21 protein-coding genes and 1 riboswitch are annotated in these 20,191 nt (G+C 36.4%); of the genes, 8 read left to right on the top strand and 13 right to left on the bottom strand.

Annotated features, from left to right (window positions below; genetic code table 11):
- The 3 genes from ABX784_RS09230 to asd all read right to left on the bottom strand — a co-directional run.
- The coding region (locus tag ABX784_RS09230) for a hypothetical protein (protein ID WP_372654740.1) at positions 1-693 on the bottom strand (693 nt) is incomplete at its 3' end.
- Between the two features lie 157 nt (positions 694-850).
- Positions 851-1,069, bottom strand: a complete 219-nt coding sequence (locus ABX784_RS09225; RefSeq protein ID WP_372654739.1) for a hypothetical protein — start codon at positions 1,067-1,069, stop codon at positions 851-853.
- 40 nt (positions 1,070-1,109) lie between these two features.
- A complete protein-coding gene (gene asd, locus ABX784_RS09220) occupies positions 1,110-2,225 on the bottom strand; it encodes an aspartate-semialdehyde dehydrogenase (RefSeq protein WP_372654738.1) in 1,116 nt (371 codons plus the stop codon).
- A 110-nt stretch (positions 2,226-2,335) separates the two neighbouring features.
- Positions 2,336-2,506: riboswitch (Lysine riboswitch) on the top strand.
- Positions 2,507-2,570: 64 nt separating this feature from the next.
- Here asd and lysC point away from each other — a divergent pair.
- Genes lysC through ABX784_RS09190 form a run of 6 tightly spaced genes read left to right on the top strand, consistent with a single transcriptional unit; the run spans position 2,571 to position 8,611 of the window.
- Positions 2,571-3,920, top strand: a complete 1,350-nt coding sequence (lysC, locus tag ABX784_RS09215; RefSeq protein WP_372654737.1) for a lysine-sensitive aspartokinase 3 — start codon at positions 2,571-2,573, stop codon at positions 3,918-3,920.
- Between the two features lies 1 nt (position 3,921).
- Positions 3,922-4,593 carry a 4-hydroxy-tetrahydrodipicolinate reductase gene (locus ABX784_RS09210; protein WP_372654736.1) on the top strand — a complete coding sequence of 224 codons (672 nt, stop codon included), beginning with the start codon at positions 3,922-3,924 and terminating at the stop codon, positions 4,591-4,593.
- Between the two features lie 4 nt (positions 4,594-4,597).
- Complete coding sequence (gene dapA, locus ABX784_RS09205) at positions 4,598-5,479, top strand: 4-hydroxy-tetrahydrodipicolinate synthase (protein ID WP_372654735.1); 882 nt, start codon at positions 4,598-4,600, stop codon at positions 5,477-5,479.
- 18 nt (positions 5,480-5,497) lie between these two features.
- Positions 5,498-6,262, top strand: coding sequence for a 2,3,4,5-tetrahydropyridine-2,6-dicarboxylate N-succinyltransferase (locus ABX784_RS09200; RefSeq protein ID WP_372654734.1), 765 nt, complete (start codon positions 5,498-5,500; stop codon positions 6,260-6,262).
- A gap of 16 nt (positions 6,263-6,278) precedes the next feature.
- Positions 6,279-7,484 (top strand): PLP-dependent decarboxylase, encoded by a 1,206-nt coding sequence (locus ABX784_RS09195; protein WP_372654733.1) that lies wholly within the window; start codon positions 6,279-6,281, stop codon positions 7,482-7,484.
- On the top strand, positions 7,484-8,611 hold the full coding sequence (locus tag ABX784_RS09190; RefSeq protein ID WP_372654732.1) for a succinylglutamate desuccinylase/aspartoacylase family protein: 1,128 nt from the start codon (positions 7,484-7,486) through the stop codon (positions 8,609-8,611). The genes ABX784_RS09195 and ABX784_RS09190 overlap by 1 nt, the downstream gene beginning before the upstream one ends.
- Here ABX784_RS09190 and ABX784_RS09185 read toward each other — a convergent pair.
- From ABX784_RS09185 to ABX784_RS09150, 8 genes are all read right to left on the bottom strand, one after another.
- Complete coding sequence (locus tag ABX784_RS09185; RefSeq protein ID WP_372654731.1) at positions 8,608-9,189, bottom strand: hypothetical protein; 582 nt, start codon at positions 9,187-9,189, stop codon at positions 8,608-8,610. The two genes, ABX784_RS09190 and ABX784_RS09185, sit on opposite strands and share 4 nt — an antisense overlap.
- A complete protein-coding gene (locus ABX784_RS09180; protein WP_372654730.1) occupies positions 9,190-9,978 on the bottom strand; it encodes a hypothetical protein in 789 nt (262 codons plus the stop codon).
- 139 nt (positions 9,979-10,117) lie between these two features.
- Entirely contained in the window at positions 10,118-10,633 is a 516-nt protein-coding gene (locus ABX784_RS09175; RefSeq protein ID WP_372654729.1) for a hypothetical protein, read from the bottom strand.
- A 193-nt stretch (positions 10,634-10,826) separates the two neighbouring features.
- Complete coding sequence (locus ABX784_RS09170) at positions 10,827-11,183, bottom strand: hypothetical protein (RefSeq protein WP_372654728.1); 357 nt, start codon at positions 11,181-11,183, stop codon at positions 10,827-10,829.
- Between the two features lie 73 nt (positions 11,184-11,256).
- Positions 11,257-12,360 (bottom strand): DUF3419 family protein, encoded by a 1,104-nt coding sequence (locus ABX784_RS09165; RefSeq protein WP_372654727.1) that lies wholly within the window; start codon positions 12,358-12,360, stop codon positions 11,257-11,259.
- A complete protein-coding gene (locus ABX784_RS09160; RefSeq protein WP_372654726.1) occupies positions 12,353-14,395 on the bottom strand; it encodes a hypothetical protein in 2,043 nt (680 codons plus the stop codon). Before ABX784_RS09160 ends, ABX784_RS09165 begins: the two co-directional genes overlap by 8 nt.
- Positions 14,392-15,429: an SDR family oxidoreductase gene (locus ABX784_RS09155; protein ID WP_372654725.1), complete on the bottom strand. Its 1,038-nt coding sequence runs from the start codon at positions 15,427-15,429 to the stop codon at positions 14,392-14,394. The genes ABX784_RS09160 and ABX784_RS09155 overlap by 4 nt, the downstream gene beginning before the upstream one ends.
- Entirely contained in the window at positions 15,426-16,403 is a 978-nt protein-coding gene (locus ABX784_RS09150; protein WP_372654724.1) for a diacylglycerol kinase family protein, read from the bottom strand. The genes ABX784_RS09155 and ABX784_RS09150 overlap by 4 nt, the downstream gene beginning before the upstream one ends.
- Positions 16,404-16,542: 139 nt before the next feature.
- Between ABX784_RS09150 and ABX784_RS09145 the strand changes: the two genes are divergently transcribed.
- Positions 16,543-17,199 carry a thiopurine S-methyltransferase gene (locus tag ABX784_RS09145; RefSeq protein ID WP_372654723.1) on the top strand — a complete coding sequence of 219 codons (657 nt, stop codon included), beginning with the start codon at positions 16,543-16,545 and terminating at the stop codon, positions 17,197-17,199.
- 132 nt (positions 17,200-17,331) lie between these two features.
- Here ABX784_RS09145 and rnk read toward each other — a convergent pair whose 3' ends face one another.
- The gene (gene rnk / locus ABX784_RS09140; protein ID WP_372654722.1) at positions 17,332-17,730 is read right to left on the bottom strand and encodes a nucleoside diphosphate kinase regulator; all 399 of its coding nucleotides are present in this window, start codon (positions 17,728-17,730) and stop codon (positions 17,332-17,334) included.
- A gap of 191 nt (positions 17,731-17,921) precedes the next feature.
- Positions 17,922-18,653 (bottom strand): SOS response-associated peptidase family protein, encoded by a 732-nt coding sequence (locus ABX784_RS09135; protein WP_372654721.1) that lies wholly within the window; start codon positions 18,651-18,653, stop codon positions 17,922-17,924.
- A 252-nt stretch (positions 18,654-18,905) separates the two neighbouring features.
- Between ABX784_RS09135 and ABX784_RS09130 the strand changes: the two genes are divergently transcribed.
- Complete coding sequence (locus ABX784_RS09130) at positions 18,906-20,027, top strand: serine hydrolase domain-containing protein (protein WP_372654720.1); 1,122 nt, start codon at positions 18,906-18,908, stop codon at positions 20,025-20,027.
- The last annotated feature ends 164 nt before the right edge of the window (positions 20,028-20,191 follow it).

Below are 20,191 nucleotides of genomic sequence, written 5' to 3'. Positions count from 1 at the left end.
GATTTCTGTTGGAATATTGTCGTGTATATCTTCAATTATCTCTTGGTAGTAATCCACTAATTTAGGATCATCTCTACTGATCACTTTTCCGCTCTCATCAATAGGTTTAGAATCTGGCTCAAAGAAGCCATTCATATTAAACTTTCTTCTAGAAGAAACCATTCCTGAACAATAACCTTGAAACGGAATCATTGCAGAGTCAGCATCATGAAACATCTGGCTACTATTTCTAAAGCTTAATTTATCTTTTGAGCGTGGAAGAACTTTTTCTTTATATCTATCTAGTATTTTAAGTCCTTTTTGAGGACATACCTTTTCACAAGCATTATTACATAGAGGTGAACAAAATGGTTCGGGTTCACTTACTCTTGCCCAAGGGACACAGGCACTACAAAGCTTAGAGTCTATTGTCTTAGCAGTAAGGTATAAATTCTCTGTCGCGGAATCATTTTCAAGCTCCTGTGATTCACAGGATAGAGATAGGGCCTCTAAACTAAGGTCAGAACTACTTTCTTTCTCTTCTTCTACGAGTTGCTCATACTTATCTGGAGTCAAGGCAGAATAAATACCTTTAAGCGCAAGAAGTGGTGATGAGACCGTTCTTATTCCTGCGTGCTTTACAGCGGTAGAGCACTGGTTGGCCATCAAAAGAGGCGTAACTAAAATAAAAGTAAATAACTTAATTCGATACACTAATAAGATCCAAAATATTTAAGTGGATAGAGGCCTTTGCGGCACGATTACTCTATTAATAATATCTGATATTAAGGTACGCTTCAACTTAGAGAAGTAAGTTCTCCCCTACTAGACCGACAAAAGAAGTTTAATCAAGTAAAACGTGTAAATAACTTTAATAGGCCAAGTTATTGCACTCTTTTGAAAACTCTCCATGTTCTTTATGACACTCTTCTAGGAGAGCAAGTTTTCTTTCTACCACTTCAAAACACTTCTTTTTTATGAATCCTGTTTGGATTTTTTCACAGTAATAAGTATCACCCATTTTTATGGCCTCATCTCGCAAGTTATTATCTTCGTCAAAATAACTTGCAAGGAAAATTGAAGTAAACACAAGTACGACAATACTATAAACTATAATTTTTTTCTTCGTACTACTTTCCACTTTCTAGAAGTATATTAAGCATTCTTCTAACAGGCTCGGCAGCTCCCCATAGAAGCTGATCTCCACATGTGAAAGCATTTAAGTACTCACCACCAATATTCATTTTCCTAAGGCGTCCAATTGGAATATCCATTGTTCCGCTTACTGCAGCTGGAGTTAGATTAGCTCTTGTTTCTTCAGGAGAGTTTTCAACAATCTTTACCCAGTCATTATGAGAGCCGATCATCTGAGTGATCTCATCCATTGGAATATCTTTCTTTAATTTGATAGTGAATGCCTGAGAGTGACATCTCATTGTCCCAATACGCACGCAAGTACCATCTATTGGAATTATATTATCTGTACGTCCAAGAATTTTATTAGTTTCAGAAATGCCTTTCCATTCCTCTCTAGTTTGTCCAGCATCTACCGCTGAATCAATCCAAGGAATAAGGTTACCAGCGAGTGGGGCCCCAAAGCAACTAGTGTCTAAAGTGTTATCTCTTAGGGTACTAGTAACAACTCTATCAACTTCTGTAATATTTCTTGCAATATCTTTATCCATATTTACGAAATTAGAGCCAATAGTGTTCATTTGTGTAAGTAGCTCTTTCATATGTCTCGCGCCACCACCAGAAGCTGCTTGATAAGTCATAGATGTTAGCCAGTCAATTGCATCATGCTTAAAGAGACCGCCTAGAGACATCATCATGAGAGATACTGTGCAATTTCCACCAACAAAATCTTTTACTCCACTATTTAGACCTTTATCTATAACGTCTCTATTTACTGGATCTAAGACGATGATACTAGAGTCTTCCATTCTAAGAGTACTCGCAGCATCTACCCAGTATCCACTCCATCCGCTCTCTCTAAGTTTAGAATGAACAGATTTTGTATAATCACCGCCCTGGCAAGTTACAATAACATCCATTGCCCTAAGCTCATCGATACTTGAAGCATCTTTTAATAGCTTTTCACTTGAGTACGAAGGAGCATCTTGCCCCACCTGAGATGTCGAAAAGAAGTATGACTCCATTTGATCAAAGTCTTTTAACTCATTCATTCTATCCATTAAGACAGACCCAACCATTCCTCTCCAACCAACAAATCCTACTTTCTTCATACTTTCTATCCTTAAAAAACGAAAAACTCTTAAAATCAGCCATAATATTGAGTGTTTTTTATCTTTTTGTAAATCTTAGTTGAACAATTGAGCACTTTTAGTTAGCATTTTCATATTGAAGAGGCGCATATCTTAGGTAACTTGCAAGAAGATTTTTGGATCTAGTGATTGTGAGCGAGGGAAGGTTTGCCGAAATGAGCAGAGTCCAAAGAGCTTTCTCATTGGTTGCTAGGGCTGAATCCCTAGGACTGTCACAGGCAATGTGGAGAACTTCTAGAAATTAACTTTCTATTCTACGTATCCCTTGCCTATTTTTACACATGAAGAATTACTTTGGAGAAGTAAATGACAAAAATTATTGTGGCCAAATTTGGTGGGAGTTCGATGGCAGATGCCGTTGCTATGAAGAGATCAGCAGGCGTCGCTCTTGAGCACAAGGCAAATCTTGTAACTGTCTCTGCAACCTATGGAACAACTAATAATCTAATCAAGCTAAGCAATACTGCTCTCACATCAGAGTGGAAAGACTGTGAGCTCATAGTAAATGAGATCGTAGAGAAGCATCACTCCATTGCCCATGACTTAGAAATAACTGACCTTACTCAGTTAGATAAACTATTAAGTGAAGTAAAAACAATATCCAAAGGAATTAACCTACTAAAAGACTGCTCTCCCAAAGCATTTGATGCTATTCAGTCTCTAGGAGAGCGTATGTCCTCTCTTTTATTTGCTAGGGCGCTAGAAATCTCTTGGGAAGGGAAAAAGGCCGTAGAAAACTTTGATATTAGAAAAGTTCTAAGAACTGATGATCAATTTGGAAAAGCGCAACCAATTATTGAAGATATAAAATCTCTTTGTAATAAACATCTCTCTAAGTGCAAATCGGGTGAAGTTATATATGTGACTCAAGGTTTTATTGGACAGAGTGAGGATGGATTTACCACGACACTTGGACGTGGAGGAAGTGATTATAGTGCAGCTCTCATTGCCGAAGGACTAGGGGCCGATACTCTTCAGATATGGACTGATGTTGCAGGTATTGCAACAACTGACCCTAGAATTGTTTCAGAAGCAAAGCTTATGAGCGAAATCACATTTTCTGAAGCCGCGGAACTTGCAACTTTTGGTGCAAAGATACTACATCCTACAACTCTTACTCCCGCACTTAGAGGAGGAATATCAGTCTATGTAGGCTCTAGTTATGAGCCTCACGCCACTGGTACATGGATCAAGACAGAGTGCAGTGACGCTCCTCTAATTAGAGCAATGGCAATAAAGAAAGACCAGAGCCTCTTAACAATAAGTACTCCTAAAATGTTGCACTCTCACGGCTTTTTATTCGAGATATTTAAAGTATTCAATCAACACAAAGTAAGTATTGATAGTGTAACGACTTCAGAGATCTCAGTATCAGTAACTGTTGATGATTCTGCTCTTCTAAATAAGAAGTTAATTTCCGAACTAGAAACTCTGGCCACCGTAAAAGTTGAAGAAAATCTTTGCTTAGTGTCCCTAATAGGTAACAATATTAATCATACAGCTGGACTCGCAGGGCAGATATTTAATGCTCTAGGAGATATAAATGTACGAATGATTTGTTTAGGAGCTTCTAAACATAATTTCTGCTTTCTTGTTAGTGATGCCAGAGCACACGAAGCAGTAAAGAAACTACATACTCATTTTATTGGAGAGTAAATTGAATTACGCAATTATAGGAAATGGTAAAACGGGATCACATGTTGCGAAGCTTTTGAAAGAAGCTGATTTAACTTTTGAAATATTTGATTCAAAAAATATAGCGACAAAAGAGAAGCTACAAGCTTTTGATGTGGCCATATGTTTTGTTAATGGCCCAGTGTTTGAGTCACTTATAGATACACTCCTAGATTCTAAGGTCAATCTTGTAACTGGTGCAACCGGACTTGAGTGGACTGATCATCTATCAAAGAAAGTTAAAGAATCAAACTGCAAATGGATTAAGGCATCAAATTTTTCTATTGGAATGAACTTAGTTCATAAGATGATCTCTGATTGTTTAGTTAAGGCCAACCTTCTATTTAAAGAATACGAAATAGGCCTACACGAAGTTCATCACACTAAGAAGCTAGACGCTCCAAGTGGTACTGCACTCAAATGGAAAGAGTGGGCCAAGACAGACTCTGAAATTACTCACGAAAGAATTGGTGACGTTGTTGGTGACCATACAATTGAACTAAAAACACCAAACGAGATTATCACCCTAAGACACCAGGCCACAGACAGAAGTATATTTGCCTCTGGTGCAATTAAGGCCTGTGAATACTTCGATGACTTAGACTTTGGTCTATATGACTTTGAAGACTTAACGCTAAATAAATTACTAAAATAAGGATATGATGATGAATCTAAATGATTATAAATTATGGACAGCAGTAATTACGCCAATGAGAGAAGATGGCTCTGTTCACTATGATGACTTAACAAAAGTTTTAAAAGACCAAGAAAGTGCTGGAAATGGAATCTTGATTCTAGGAAGTACTGGAGAATCTTTAAACTTAGATGAAGATGAAAAAGTTAAAATCCTTGAGCACACTCTTTCTCTAGGGCTTACAACTCCAATCATGGTCGGCGTAGGCGGAATCAATCTAAACCAAACTAGAAAATGGGTAGACTATCTTGAAACATTAGCAGTTCACTCATACTTATTAGTGACTCCTCTATATGCAAAGCCAGGTAAAATTGGACAGTACGAATGGTTTAAGAGCTTACTAGATTCAAGCACTAGGCCTTGTATGCTTTACAATGTTCCTGGAAGAACTGGAGTTAAGATGTCTTTTGAAGCGGTTGATATGCTTAAAGATCATCCTCAGTTTTGGGCAATAAAAGAGGCCAGTGGTTCAACTGAAGACTTTAAAAGATATGTTGAAACTGCTCCAAATGCACTTGTCTACAGTGGAGACGATGCCATGCTACCTGAGTACACACCACTTGGAGCCAAGGGATTAGTCTCAGTAGCTTCTAATGTGTGGGCAAAGAAGACGAACTCTTACGTACAAAAGGCCCTAGGAAATAAATTAAGCGAAGATGAAAAATCTTTATGGAATGAATGCTCTAATTCATTATTTATGGCGTCAAACCCAATTCCTGTGAAGAGACTTATGAAAATTGATGGTCAGATTTCTTCGGACACTCTTAGAGCACCTCTAACACATAAAGAAATTGAAGATGATTCTGTACTTAGAACATCACACTCAAAAATTAACGAATGGAACTAATAAAATAAAGGATTAGATATGTCAGAACTAAATTGGAAAGAAGCTTTAGACCTTTTAGAAAAAGGTGAAATTAGATCAGCAAATAAAGTTGATGGAAAGTGGGTAGCAAATGTTGAAGTAAAGAAAGCGATACTTTCTTCATTTAAAAATGGTGATCTTGTAGAGTTTTCTCACGAACACTTTCACGGTTTTGTAGATAAGCACAACTTACCTCCACAAAAGTTTACTCCTGAGCAAGGAGTAAGAATGGTTCCAGGAGGAACTGCTGTGAGACGTGGCTCATATATTGCGAAGGGTGTAATTCTTATGCCACCAGCATATGTAAATGTTGGGGCCTATGTAGATGAAGGAACAATGATTGACTCTCATGCTCTTGTTGGGTCATGCGCTCAAATTGGTAAAAATGTTCACCTCTCAGCTGGTGTTCAAATTGGTGGAGTTCTAGAGCCTGTAGGTCTAGCCCCAGTTATTATAGAAGACAATGCTTTCATCGGAGCTGGTGCAGTGATCGTTGAAGGTATTCAAGTACTAAAGGGAGCTGTTATTGCTCCAGGTGTAATTCTTTCTAAAGGTGTTCCTGTTTACGATTGTGTAAATGAGAGAATGCTTGAAAAAGGTGAGCCTATTCCTGAGAACGCTATTGTTGTTCCAGGAACGAGACCTGTTAACTCAAAACTAGCTTGGGCTAAAGACATGGGTCTAAATATGAACTGTGCTCTTATCGTTAAATTTAGAGATGAAAAAAGTGATGCATCACTAGAGCTAGAGCAATTTTTAAGATAATAAGCTGGAGTCTTACTTGAAGTTAAAGAGCGAACACAAAGATCAATTAAAAAGAGTTATTAAAAGACTTGATTCTTCTTTCTATTTCTATGACCTAGACGGACTGAAAGATCACTTAACTTATATGCGAGATAATCGCGATGACTCTGTAAAACTTTGGTACGCTTGTAAAGCAAACCCAATGTCTGCAATTTTAAAGATATTTAGAAATTTAGACTTTGGGCTTGATGTTGCTTCACAGGGAGAATTAGAGCAAGTACTAAGCTCAGGTATTCTTCCTGAAGATATCCTATCTACTGGTCCAAGTAAGTCACGAAAGTATTTACGCTCTATGATTATCAATGAAGTAAATGTTGTTGTTCTAGAGAGTTTAAATCAGGCCTACTGGCTAGACGAGATTGCAGCGGAATTATCAGCTAGGCCAAAGGTTCTTCTTCGTGCCCAACTAGACTGGGATGAAGGTAAGTCTGTCCTTGGTGGAGATGATATCACTCCATTTGGTTTAGATGCAAAGGAATGGATGAAGTTAGATAAGTCTAGATGTAAGAATTTAGACTTCCAGGGGTTTCATGTCTTTCAATGGGGAAATATTCTTGAACTAGCTCAGCTTGAAAAAATCTGGACTAAGACAATTGTATCTCTTCAAGAGCTTTCAAAGAATCTTGATATAGAAATGAAAGTAATCGACCTTGGTGGCGGATTAGGTATTCCATACGCTGAGGGTGAAAAAGAAATCGACTTTAAAGAAGTTAACGCTTTATTAAAAACACTTAAGGAAAAGTATAGTTTACAAACAATCTGGATGGAGCTTGGTAGATTTTGTACAGGCCCATACGGTCACTACTTAAGTCAAGTAATTGATAGAAAGACTGTTAGAGGAAAAGAACTTCTAGTTCTAGATGGTGGTATTAATCACCTAGCAAGGCCTGCACTTACGAATCAAACTTTTCCATGTGAAATGTTTAGAGAAAGTGAAGCTCCAACAACTGAGTTCACAGTCCATGGTCCACTATGTACAGCTCTAGATAAACTTGGAGCTTTTGATCTCCCAAGCGATATTAATGAAGGTGATTGGTTAGTCTTTTCACAGGCGGGAGCTTACGGATTTACAGAGGCCATGCCATTTTTCCTATGCCATAACTTACCTGCTGAAGTTATTCTTTATAACGGAGATCTAATGACTCCAAGAACTATAAAATCCTCATCTGACTGGTTAATCTAATGACTAATAAAATCAATAAAAGAAAAATCTCTCTAAGAGAATTACCAAGTGGCGAAGAACTTTCATTAAAAGTCATCGAAGTTGATGGCTCATTTGAAGGGCCTCACTGTTATATTCAAGCATCTGTTCACGGGGCCGAACATCAGGGAAATGCAGTAATCTACAAACTCCTTGAGTACTTAGAGACAAATCCAATCATTGGTAAGATAACACTTTTACCTATAGCAAATCCCCTAGCAATGAATACAAAAATAGGAACCTATACTTTTGGACGATTCAATTCAAATACAGGAGATAATTGGAATAGATTGTATTTCGACTTTTCTAAAAGCTCTACTGAAGTTTATGATTTTGCTAAAGTACATATTGACGAAGACGATAAAAATATCTGTAAGGAATATAAGAAGCTACTAAAAGAATTAATTTTAAATAAAAAGGCCGAACACACGGCCTATGGTCCACAGTATAATGGACTATTAAATCTAACTCTCCAAGAGCTCGCTACTGACTCTGACTATGTTCTAGACCTTCACACAGGCCCAATCGCAGCGAGATACCTCTACGTTCCTGAATATCTAGAAAAGAGATCTGAAGACCTCTATTTTCCTCACCGCTTAATTATTCCCAATGAATTTGGTGGAGCAATGGATGAGGCTACATTCATGCCTTGGATAAACCTACAAAACGAATTTAAGAAACTTGGGCGTGATTTTAAAATTCCATTTGAGTCCTATACTGTCGAACTTGGATCAGAAGAGAGAATCTCGCTTATTGAAGCAGAGTCGGATCTGTTGCATATTCTAAACTACCTTCATCTTAGAGGAATGATTAAAAATGCTCCAAAGAAAGTTAAAAAATCTAATCAACTAAAATGTAAACTGAAAGACTATAAGACATACTACGCGCCAAAAGGTGCATTATATGATTATCAAGTAAGTCCAGGAGCGCACTTTAAGAAAGGTGATGTCTTAGCTGTTGGAATTAATTTTGAAAATTTATATAGAGATGAGCCTGTAAAATTTGAAGTGAAAGCACTCGCTGATGGAGTGCTTATTAATCACTACCCTAGTAGCTCCGTCCAAAGTGGTGCAGAGCTTATTCAGGCAATGGAGAACGTCTACCTTTAATTACACTCAGAGATTTCATAAGACTCAGAAGTAACTTCTTCATATATCTTACGAGGGTTTGATCTTCCAAGAGTTCTTACATGCTCTTTAACAGTAATGTTCTTTAATGAATCTTGCTTGACAACTTTTTCAACCTTTCGACATCTCTTTCCAGAGTTAGAGCACTTCTCTTCATACTTTGTATAAACAATTGGATATCTTTTATACTCATGACCAACTAGAACATCTTGCCAACCGTCTCTTCGTCCATCATTATAATCTCTAGAAACCCCTACATACTCTGCTTTATAAACAGGGTGCTTTTCTATTGACCTAAAGTCATCACCTTCAATACAAACTTTAAATGCAGATACTAATGTTCCTAAGAAGACTCTGTCTCCTGAGAGCGTAAACTTATCTTTTTTAGCAACAACCTCTCTAACAACATCCCATCTTCCAAGTTCCGCCGACTCTTGCAGCAAGTCTCTAATCTTTCCATTAGAACTTCCACCAGAAAGTCCACCAATACCACTTCTTGCTTGAACATTTATAACTAGAAGAAGCGTTAATACAATTAGAACACAATTTAATAACTTCATTTAATTCTCACTCATCGTATCAGTTGTCATAAAAGTAAATGCCCTAATCTCACCTCTAGAGGACTCAAGATTCGCGACTCTTACTTTCTCTCTAAAGGCCCTCTCATCAATTTGGAGCCATTTATCATATGTTTTTTCGTTTATACCATCAGCAAAGAAAGCAATTAAATTCTCTCCACCGGTCTCTGTATTTTTTGGCTTAGAGAACTTCTCTGTTAAGTTTATTCCGACTCTTTTTAACGTCTGTGCGCTTAGAGTCGTTTCATTTGGACCAAGTATATATGTTCCATCTGAATTAATTTTAAGTGCTCTCATTTCACACATTCTCTCAAGAGTTTCGATACCATGCATTCCATAACGGTACTGAACAAGATCTCTCGTTAATGGATATGATGCGGCCATAAAGTATATTTCACAGAAAGCTCGATCATGAATAATCTCGGCCTCAATATCTGCGCTATATTTTATCTCTTTACTTAATATTCTAGGATTGTGCTTATTGATCTCACTCTTAACAATATCTGGAGCGACTTCTAATACATAAGCATCATTTGTGCTACTGAATATCACACGGTAAATTTTTAAAAGTGTTTGATAAGTAGGTCTATTTTCTTTATTAAGAAGTCTTGAAAATGTTCGTTCGCTGATCTCCATTTTTTGAGCAAGTAGACGCATACCAACTTTTTCGTTGCTATACTCTCTAAGCTTACTCTGCAAATCTACTACAACCTGATCTTTTAGTAATTCAACACTACTCTTCTCAGCTATAGTTTCAGAAACATTGTTCATAATTCTCCATCTTTTCTTCTATATATCATCAGTGGGTGTCATAATCAGCTAGAAGTGAAAGATCTACATATTCACAAACAAAAACGGCTACCTAAGTAGCCGTTTTCTTATATTTAGATTTGAATCTTTTAACTAATAATTAGTTACAAGCTGGAATTTCAAAAGTCTTTGTGAAAAGTTTCTTGTAAACTTTTCTGTCTCTTCCACTTCTGCTCTGACCGTAATCAGCAACAAGCTTGTTGATTGTAATAGTTCTTTCAGTTTTTTGGTTTACTGTGTAAGGAACTTTTCTACATCTTTTTCCTCTAGTGTTACATTCTTCCTTGTAAGAAGTGTAAGTTATTGGATAAGAATACTTCTTGTAACCAGTAATTACTGTTGCCCAACCATCGTTTTCGCTGTCATGGATATCTCTAGTTCTACCAACATATTGTCTTTCACGAACTGCAGACTCTTCAAGAGCTACGAGCTTGTCACCGTCAACACATACGTTGAATACAGTTGAAGGCTTACCTAAGAAAACACCAACGTTAGATGCAGTGAACTTCTCAGAGTTTGAAACTGCTGCTTCGATAGTTTCCCATGAATCATTTGAACTTAATGCAAATGAATTTACTGAAACAACTGCTGCTACAAGAGCGATAATCTTTTTCATTAAATACCTCCAAAGTATTATGTAATTTGAATTAATAATTTTTGATTTGCCAAACTTAGAGGAGGGTAAAAATGTTGTCTACCAGAAGACAGATAAACAATAAGAAACTATGACAATGTCATAGATAGGACATTTTTATCTGACGGCCAGAGGTAATGTCACAAGACTTTCAATAATATTGGCTATTTAGAAATCACTCTATTTCGCAGTAGAAGCTGAAGTTGGCACTATCGTCCATTAATACAGACATTCCCTCAATGAGGACATTGTCCTCATTATCGACAATGAAAGATACTGGAGATCTCTCAACGTTTTCTAAGTATAGAGTTACACCATTTGGAATGGGCTCGACTTGAGTGAGGATATTAATATTGTAGATATCTTTTCCCATAGTTTTAAGGGAGTGAAAAACGCTATCTCTTTGCATTAATTCTATTTCGACATCACCATCTTCAGCGAAACAGTAGATTCTAGCTATGCCTAAATCTGTATAGATACCTTGGGAAAATGCAGAAAAACTGAGTAGGAAACTCATAATTAAAACTTTCATAGATAGCTCTCCTACTTAATATAGTAAAAGAAGAGCATCTACGAAAATACTTTAAAGTGTTAGTATATTTTGATTATTCACCAACGTATTCAAAAACTTGAACAATATACATTTGAACTTTTTCTTTAGCTAATATTTCGCCGTACTTAGGAGTGATATCTACAAAACCATCAAGATTACTTTCAGGTACTCTTAAGTAACTTCTTAGAACAACAATCCCTCCTTTCTTTAAAGAAGGCCTAAGATCCTGCATATAGTCTCTCTCAAGGTCTCCTCCAAAGTAACTTGGAACGTCACTTAAACTAATAAAGTCTAAACTTCCTTCTGGGACAGATTTCGCGGCAGACAACAGATCTGAATTTACATAAGAAATATTAGCACCTTTAGCGATACCTGCTTTCATATTATTAAAACATTCTTCCTTAGCTTCAATAGTGTTGGCGTCTTCATGATCGAGCTTTCCAAAGAAGCATAGATTCATGAAGAAGCTCTCTCTAGCGAGAGAATGAGTAATTAAGCTCTCATAGGCATTAAAGTAATAATTAAAATGAGTTCCTGGTTGGTTCATTTTTATAAAGTCACCCTTATAAAGTAGAGCATTAAATACACTTTTATTTCCTAATATAAAAAGTAACGTCTTCCACTTCTTCATAGGGAATTGATTGTTATAGTAATGAATTTGATCTGAGAGATTATGAAACTTAAAAAGCTGATCGAATTCTTTACCAAAGAACTTCTGAACGACTTTCGCGAAGACAGCAAATGTTCTTTCCCACTTCCCCATATAGAGGATTGACTCCCACTGCATCTCTCCAAAAACTTTCAAGAAGTAGTCTTTACACTCGAATGAGAGGTCTAAATTTTTAAATATCTCTCTTCTTTTGATTGCATAGTCATACGCTGCATATGGAGGAAATCCCCAAAAGGCCAAGTAGTCTTGAAAGCTCAATGTCTCAATTGTAACTTTTCTTAACTCTGTAATAAAAAGTTGTGGCTTAGATACGTCAACGCAGTAAACATTCTGAGCACCTTTATGAATTAGAGGAACGACTCTAGAGCCCGATCCAGCAATAGAGAGGATATTTTTTGGTTTCAATTTTTTTATTAGCTCATACTCTAATGTCGTGTCTTCATTACCTAGAGTATAATTTAAATCTGAAAAATACTTCTTAACCATCTTCATTCCTCTTATTTAACGCGTGTGTTTTACACAGAGCGAACTCGTCATCACTTATAAAACCATTATGGCCCATAATCGCAGAAAGTCTAACTCCGTGCACCTTGGCCATTCGATCAATTTCTAATACTTTTTCATAACTAATATTTCGTCCTAGAGTGAAACTTTCTAACTTACCATCCATCGCAAGTAGTGCCGTTTCAGCAAGACAAGCATATACAATATTTCCCTCAAGTCCTAAATCTACATTAGACTTTACAACTCCTGGTAACTGAACTTCCCCACTGGCAATGACCATGACATCTGGTCGTGTACTAGCATCATCCTCACTAATATCAAAAGGTCTAGAGACATCACATATTACACAGCCTGGCTTCACAAGAGAGATATCTAGTATTCTTTTTCCTCTTGCAGATGTCGTAGTAATGACAAGGTCGCACTCATCTATCTCTTTGTCAGGATTTGTGCTTACTGTAATTTTACATTCGGGAGCAATCGCCTGAATTTCTTCTTTTAGCTCTAATAATTTATAGGCACGTGGTGCCACGAGAACTAATTCTTTCCAACGAGAGGCCAAGACTTTTGCACTAACTGATCCAATTGCGCCAGTAGCGCCAATGACCATAACCCTCCCCTGCCAGACTTTGTCTACCTTCTCAACAAGGTCAAGTTTACCAACAGCAAACTTTGCGGCCCAAAGAGTTGAGCAGGCCGAGAGAGAGTTTCCCGTAGTCACAGGGATTGGAGATCTCTGCTCTACACTAATACCGGCATCACCGACAATTTTAGTAAATGCCCCAAGTCCTATAATACCTGCATGCTGACGCTGGGCCTCTTTACATAAATCTACAAGCTTCTTATAAATTTTTTCTGGATTTTGCTCTAAAAGCATTTTTGGTGTGTCTGATACTGTATAGATGAGACCTTCAACAGACTTACCATTTGATTCAGACTTTATTCCTTTTATATTTCCATAATAAAAACCAGGAGTATAAGTTAGGGCCTTCTCTAATATAGGTCCCAAATGCTTTTTAGCAGGTCTTAAACTTTTTAAAAGAGGGTGTTTAAAGATATAATCTTTTCCCAGAGGGTGAATAATAAAAGCAAATTTAGAAACATCATCATTAGATTTTTCTTCAATAAACTTATGGTGCTCAACCTTTAAATCTAACTCATCTACCCACCAAAGAATATCTTCAGCTGACAAACTGTCTTCTTGAAAGGCCTGCATTAACGCTTGAAGTACTGAGAAGTTTACATATCTTCCCTTAACTACTTTTGGCATACATGTAATACAGTCCTTAACACCTGCCTTAGAGAGCTTTTCCTTCATTAAAGTCCCCATAAAGTCGAGAACAATTGTCTTTCCTTTTAGGTGTTCCATATCAATAATTTGAATAGTTCCTTCATTACCAACAAAGACTTCACTTTTGAAAAACTCTTTCAAGCATTTAAAGATCTTTTGATCCTCTAATTTGAATGCCGCCAAAGAAGATTGTTTAAATTTCATTCTCCCCATTACTGGAAAGAGCATTTTTAAAAATTTTTCAAGTGCTTTATTAGAATGAAGGTTATATGGGAGTCTGAGGAAAAAGTATGGATCAGCTAAACAAAGATTTCCCTCTAACTCTTCAATAACTTCAACTAGAACTTTTTGAAGTGTACCAGTATACATTCCAACTTTCTTATTTTTTAAAGGGTTCTTATTTCTAAGGTAATACTGTCTAAATGCCCAAGGAATATAGATATCTTTTAAGAGTTGTCCATCTACTAAAGGAGTAACTTTAGTTAGAGACTTTAATTTCTGTGAACCAGGATGTTCTAGAATCCCATTCTTAGTTTTTATTCTGGGAGGGACACCACTAATACATATAACATCACAAATGCCGTCATACTTCTTAATCAAAGATTCTGTTAACTCAAAGTCAAAGCCAACTGCATACTGAGTGAGCCTTACTCGTTCACCGTTAAACTCTACGATTTCATCATAGTTCTTATTTTCTTGAGCAAAAGCTATCGAGACAACTTGTTTCATTTCTTTGCTCCAAATACTTCTTTAGCTTTTTTAAAGATAATACTTTTATAATTTTCAAATCCTCTTTGCTCATTTAGACCAAGATACATTATAGAGTTTTTTACTGAGTAATCTATTGGTGTAACCATATAATGGATAATTTCCTTCGGTAGACCCAAGACTTCAAATGTCTTATCTATAAGAGGATGCCTATTGATTACTTTTATATCTGCGCTTATAGAAAACTCTTCTAAGCTCTCTCCTATAAGATCAAAAACATTAGGACATAGGTGCTCCACAAGATGAAACGTCATAAGCTGGAAATCATTATCTAGGAAGATTCCATTTCTTATTAATCTTGCAGCGTTATCTATACTTATAATTGGCAGTGTAGCACTTTTATTTATGGGCATCGGAAGAAACGGTAATTTGGAGATGAGAGGAGCAATGGCCTTAAAGTTTGAAAGTGTTTTCCAAAAGTAATACGGCCCATCAACTTTATCAAACTCACCAGTTTTAGAGTTTCCAATTATAATTCCAGGCCTATAGATTCTAACCTTTGCTTCACCTTTCCAGGTTCTAACAAGTCTCTCAGCCTCCCACTTAGTTTTTGAGTATTCATTAGAAAAGTCTTCTTTATGAATAAAGTTATCTTCTAGGAATTCTCCTTTAAAGTTTCCACTTACTGCTACAGTACTTATATAGTGAAGGCTCTTTAGGTTCTTACATAGACTAGCAAAGAAAAGTAGATTTAGTGTCCCTTGAATATTCTGTGTAAAGCAAGCTTTATGGCTTCCTTCTAGGTCGTAGTAGGCACCCATATGAAGAATTGTATCCACTTCTTCAAGCAAGTCATCAAACTGGCCTTCTATAAGATCTGGATTTGTTAGATCTCCGATAATGAAAGATATATTCTTGTAATCTGCGAATTTAAACTTGGCCTTAGAGAGCGACTTTTTTCTGACTAGAAGGTACAGGTGTTCACATTCCCCTGCTAATTTGGGGATAAGCTCGCTACCCAGAAACCCAGTAGCTCCAGTTATGAAGAGCTTCATGATAAATTGACCTCGTTACAAAGACTTACAAGCGACTTTTCGTCATCTTGCGTATAAACCTTTAGTGAACGAGGACAAATTGATACTTCCCATTTTTGATTATTTTCTTTGGAATTTTCGAAAACTTCACCGTCTCCAAAGAATGGTATTTCATCCTCAGGATTCATGTTTTCTATAGTGATTGATTCTGTTTCAAAAGTAATTAGGTCTGAATCACTATATGGAAACTCTCCAATAGCAATTTTATAAAAGCACTGAACTAATGATTTACGTGTCTTGTGCTTTAAGATTGTCACATTAAACTTTCCATCATCATGTCTTGTAGCTGGAGCAATATTAAAAGTACTAGCTAAATGTGGTTGGTTATTTATCATAAGAAGTGGTGTTTCTACTTCTCCAGTAAACTCTTTTGATGTTATCTTAAACTTATAGTTATTAAGCTTCATTGAAGCTAATTCATTTAGGATAAAGAAAGAATAGATTGATTTCCCGCTAAATTTCATAAGACGTTTAAATCTAGGGAATGCCTTTCTAATACGATTAATATTTGAGGCGACACTAGCGTTCATTCCAAGTCCACCATTTGTGGCCATGTAGTTACCGTTAACCTTAATTAAATCGATATACTTATATTCATTATTTCTTATAAAGTGAGTTACTTTTTTAACAGATGTTTTATGGCCAAGCTCTGAAGCGAGGTCATTAGCTGTTCCACCAGGCATAACCAGAAGTCCTACTTCTTTTCCTGCTAAACTTTGAATGAGTGTATTTACAGTTCCATCACCACCAACTGAGACTATAGCATCGCAATCTTCATCAATATCTTGGTCTAAGTTCTCTTGAAGTTCTAATAGGTCTTTTGGTGTTCTATAGGTAATAGCGCTACGAAAGAGCGATTTATCAATTTGCTCCTTCCAATAACCAAAATTCGAGTGGCTCGCTCTTTGATTTAAATAAACGCTAATATTTTGCATGTAGCACCTTTCAATAGTTTTAATTTCATTAATTATAGTCTCTTCTTTGATTCGTGGGCCTTACAGTGAAGTAATTTCATAGTATGTTAGTAAATTGGACACTGCTAAATAGCTGATTATTAGAGAAATAGAGGAAGTCATGGAAAGAGAATTTTGGGAAAAAGCTTGGGATGAGAGAAATATAGGCTTTCACATGAGTGAAACCAATGCTTTTTTAAAGTGGGCCATTGAAAATCAAGTTATACAAAAAAGGAAAACTGCACTAGTGCCTCTTTGTGGTAAGACACTTGATCTTATCTTTCTTAGAGATCTAGGCTTTTCAGTTTATGGTGTAGAGCTTGCTGAGAAAGCGGTATTAGAATTCTTTAATGAGAACGACCTTGAATTCAGCATCAAGCAATCTGAGAACTTTAAGATATTTGAGACAAGAGGAATTACAATTTTTTGCGGAGACCTCTTTAAGCTTACAAGTAGCAATATTCCTGAGGTAGACTTTATATATGATAGGGCATCTAATGTTGCTCTTCCTCCTGAAATGCGTGAAGACTATTATAAAAAAATTAAAGAGCTCAGTTCTGCTAATACGGAAATGCTTCTTCTTACAGGTCACTCTTTAGATAATGATAAGCACGGTCCTCCTTTTAGTATCCCAAAAAATGAAATAGAGGCCGCTTATAAAGAATTTTCACAGGAGTTTAAAATCCTTCAAGAAAAAAAGAAGAAGATCACAAGTAAGCGGTTAAAAGAACAAGGAATCAGTCACCGTGTGATGGTTGCTCACTATTTAAAGTTTTAACTTCTATATTAAAGGTATTAAGTGTGCTAACCCTTCTTTAATTTGCACTAGTAGCAACCAAAAAAGGATTAGCACAAGCTCAAGGCCTATCTGATCTTCATGGAATTTAGAATTGATATAACCGAGAGACTTTTATAGCTCGTAATCGCCAGACGCCTCAGGTTGATACTTTACAGAAGTGACCTTTAACCTCTTTGTTTCTCCAGAAGGAAACATCCAATTAATCTCTTGCCCTACACTGAGACCAATTAAGGCCGAAGCTAGAGGAGCTAATATAGAAACTTTGTGGGTCTCTGGGTCTGAATCTTGTGGGTAGACGATAGTTATCTCTTGAGTCTTACCTGACTTTAATTCTGTATACTCTAATGTTGAATTCATAGTAACAACATGTGCGGGTAGTTCGTTATCAAGAACAATCTTGGCCCTCTCTAATTCTATTTCTAGATTTTCATAGTCCTCAATGTTGATTCCCTTTAAAAGATTGTTTAAACGTAAATAGTCTTTCTCTGTCATGATGATTTCATCATTCATAAGTGCCTCCATAAATTTAAATTTGATTTTGTATTTAATAATAAGATGATTAGACACAGGACGGTCTAATCAATTAATTGACTGTGATTGTCTTCCTAGAAAATATAATACTTGTAGCAGTAAATTTCATAGAGAGATTATACATCAGTTTTGAATTTCAACAAATTAAATTCGCTTTTGTCTAAAGTAAGCTAACTCGCCCACTCATAGCTATAATGAACATCATGAATGCGTCTAAGTAGCGAGTATATCTCTTCCCTAGTCTTCCCCTCAGGTTTTAACCAAGAATCGATATGCTCTTCTTTTAAGAATATTGGACAGCGATCATGTCCCCTTTCTTCAATTTCTTTTGGTGGGTCATCTGTAATAAGAGCAAAGGAGTGAAAGTAGATATTTTCATCACTACTTCTCCAAAAGTCCCATAGACATGGCGCCCACATAACTTCATACTCATCCGGTGAAAAATTTATTAGCTCTTTTCTACCTTTATGCTCTACCCACTCAAAGAATCTAATAAAGGGAAATATTCCATGATTACGCATAAAGAGATTTGACCAAGTCTGTCTCTTTTCAAGTGAGTCAACTCTGGCATTAAAGACATTATACTTCGATGGAATTTCTTCACCTGAGCCGCTAGGCCTCACTCTATAGCGCATTGGTTGGATGAGCCTTCCCTTATCACTCGCAGTGATTACTGGGGCGAAATATCCAGGATAAACTCTCCCGTCATCTTCAGGAGTTTTAAAGAGTTCTGTCTTTGGTTTTCTCTTTAGTCCCATGATAGATTTTAGCTTCTCAGACTCTAAGGAAGAGGCGTAAGAGCGCATTTCTTTTAATTGGTGAAACGCTCCAATATCTACTCCTGAGTGAAACCTCTTTGCAAGGTTCTTTATATTCTTATCAATTTGAACGCTAAAGCACATGGCCAGTCCTCAATAGATGAAATCATAGTAATTTATTATCCAAGCTTTTAAGCTTAAAAACAATGCTGAAGATTTAAATGTGTCAAAATCCTATACAGTCTCAATAAGAATACAGTTAGAAATCCTCTATATACTTGTTTTAGCGATATATCACCTTCTACATATAGGCATCAAAGTTGCATATTTTAGAGAGTATACCTTTATTAAGACTTTAGGAGAATAATGCACTCAAGGCACTACTTGCAAATATTAATGTTATCTCTACTGCTAGCATATACGCCTAGCGCTTTAGCAAGTAGCAACTCCTCAGAAAAAGTAAGAGAAAGAATTCAAAAAATTGTAAGCTACTTCAATAATAAGAAAAGCTTCAATGGCAATGTAGAAGTTAGAAAAGATGACGATATCATCTATTCAGAAAGTACAGGAATTGCCAACGATTCTTTCGATGTTCCCCACACAATGAAATCTAGATTTATGATTGCATCACTTAGTAAACAGTTTACTGCTGCTGCCATATTGAAACTTGCAGAAGAAGAGAAAATATCTCTCGATGACCCTTATTCTCTTTATGTCCCATGGAGAAAGAGAAGTATAAACTCTCAAAAAGAATGGAATAGTTTTACTATTAAAGAGCTTCTTAATCACACTTCAGGAATTGTAAAAGATATTGAGGCAGGCCCATACTCTTCTAATGAAATGTACAAACCAATTCTAAGCTCAGTAGTTAATGATATGACGAGCAGTAATGATATCTTTATTTATAATAGATCAGATAAGGGTTCTTACTCTAATTTTGGCTATCTATTACTTGCCCACCTTGTAGAAAAAGTTAGTGGTAAGTATTTTCATGAGTATCTTTCTGAAGCGTTTTTCAAACCTCTAAAAATGAATTCCACTGGTCAATACCATAGAATGTTTAATATTAAATATATGTCGGAAGGATACGCTATTACAGATGGTACGGGAAAGTTACACAAGCGCTGCTGCCTAGATGCCACAAGTTTTATAGGCTCTCACAGTCTCTACTCTGATCTTCCAGATTTAATGATTTGGCTAAATGATATTTTCTCTGGAGACTCAAAGGTTCTCTCACAAAGTTCAATAAAGAAAATGACAAATATTCAATCATTAATAAACCCTAATCTAACCTATGGCTATGGTTTTGTAGTCGATGAATGGAAAGGCCACAAAAGAGTCTGGCACGATGGAATGGAGACAGGATTCTTAAGTATCGCTAGTGTTATAGAAGATCTAGGCATAAAGATTGTAATTCTAAGTAACAAGCATGGGGCCGACGTCTACTCTGAAACTCCATACCCACATACAATGGTTGATCAAATACTTGAAGTTCTGACAGAGAACTTACCTAAATAAAATACATATCCTACATTCTAAATATTTGATTTAAAGGGAAATTGTTACCTGACGCGTCACGAAGTTACGCATAACTTACGCACGTGTATAATACCCTATATGAATATTACTCATGTCTTTAAACATAAAAGTAGTGACGAGAAGCTCTCTCTTCCACTCTACTC

The organism is Halobacteriovorax sp. (genome assembly GCF_041587335.1).
Taxonomy (GTDB): domain Bacteria; phylum Bdellovibrionota; class Bacteriovoracia; order Bacteriovoracales; family Bacteriovoracaceae; genus Halobacteriovorax.
This window is presented reverse-complemented; position numbering and strand designations above follow the sequence as displayed.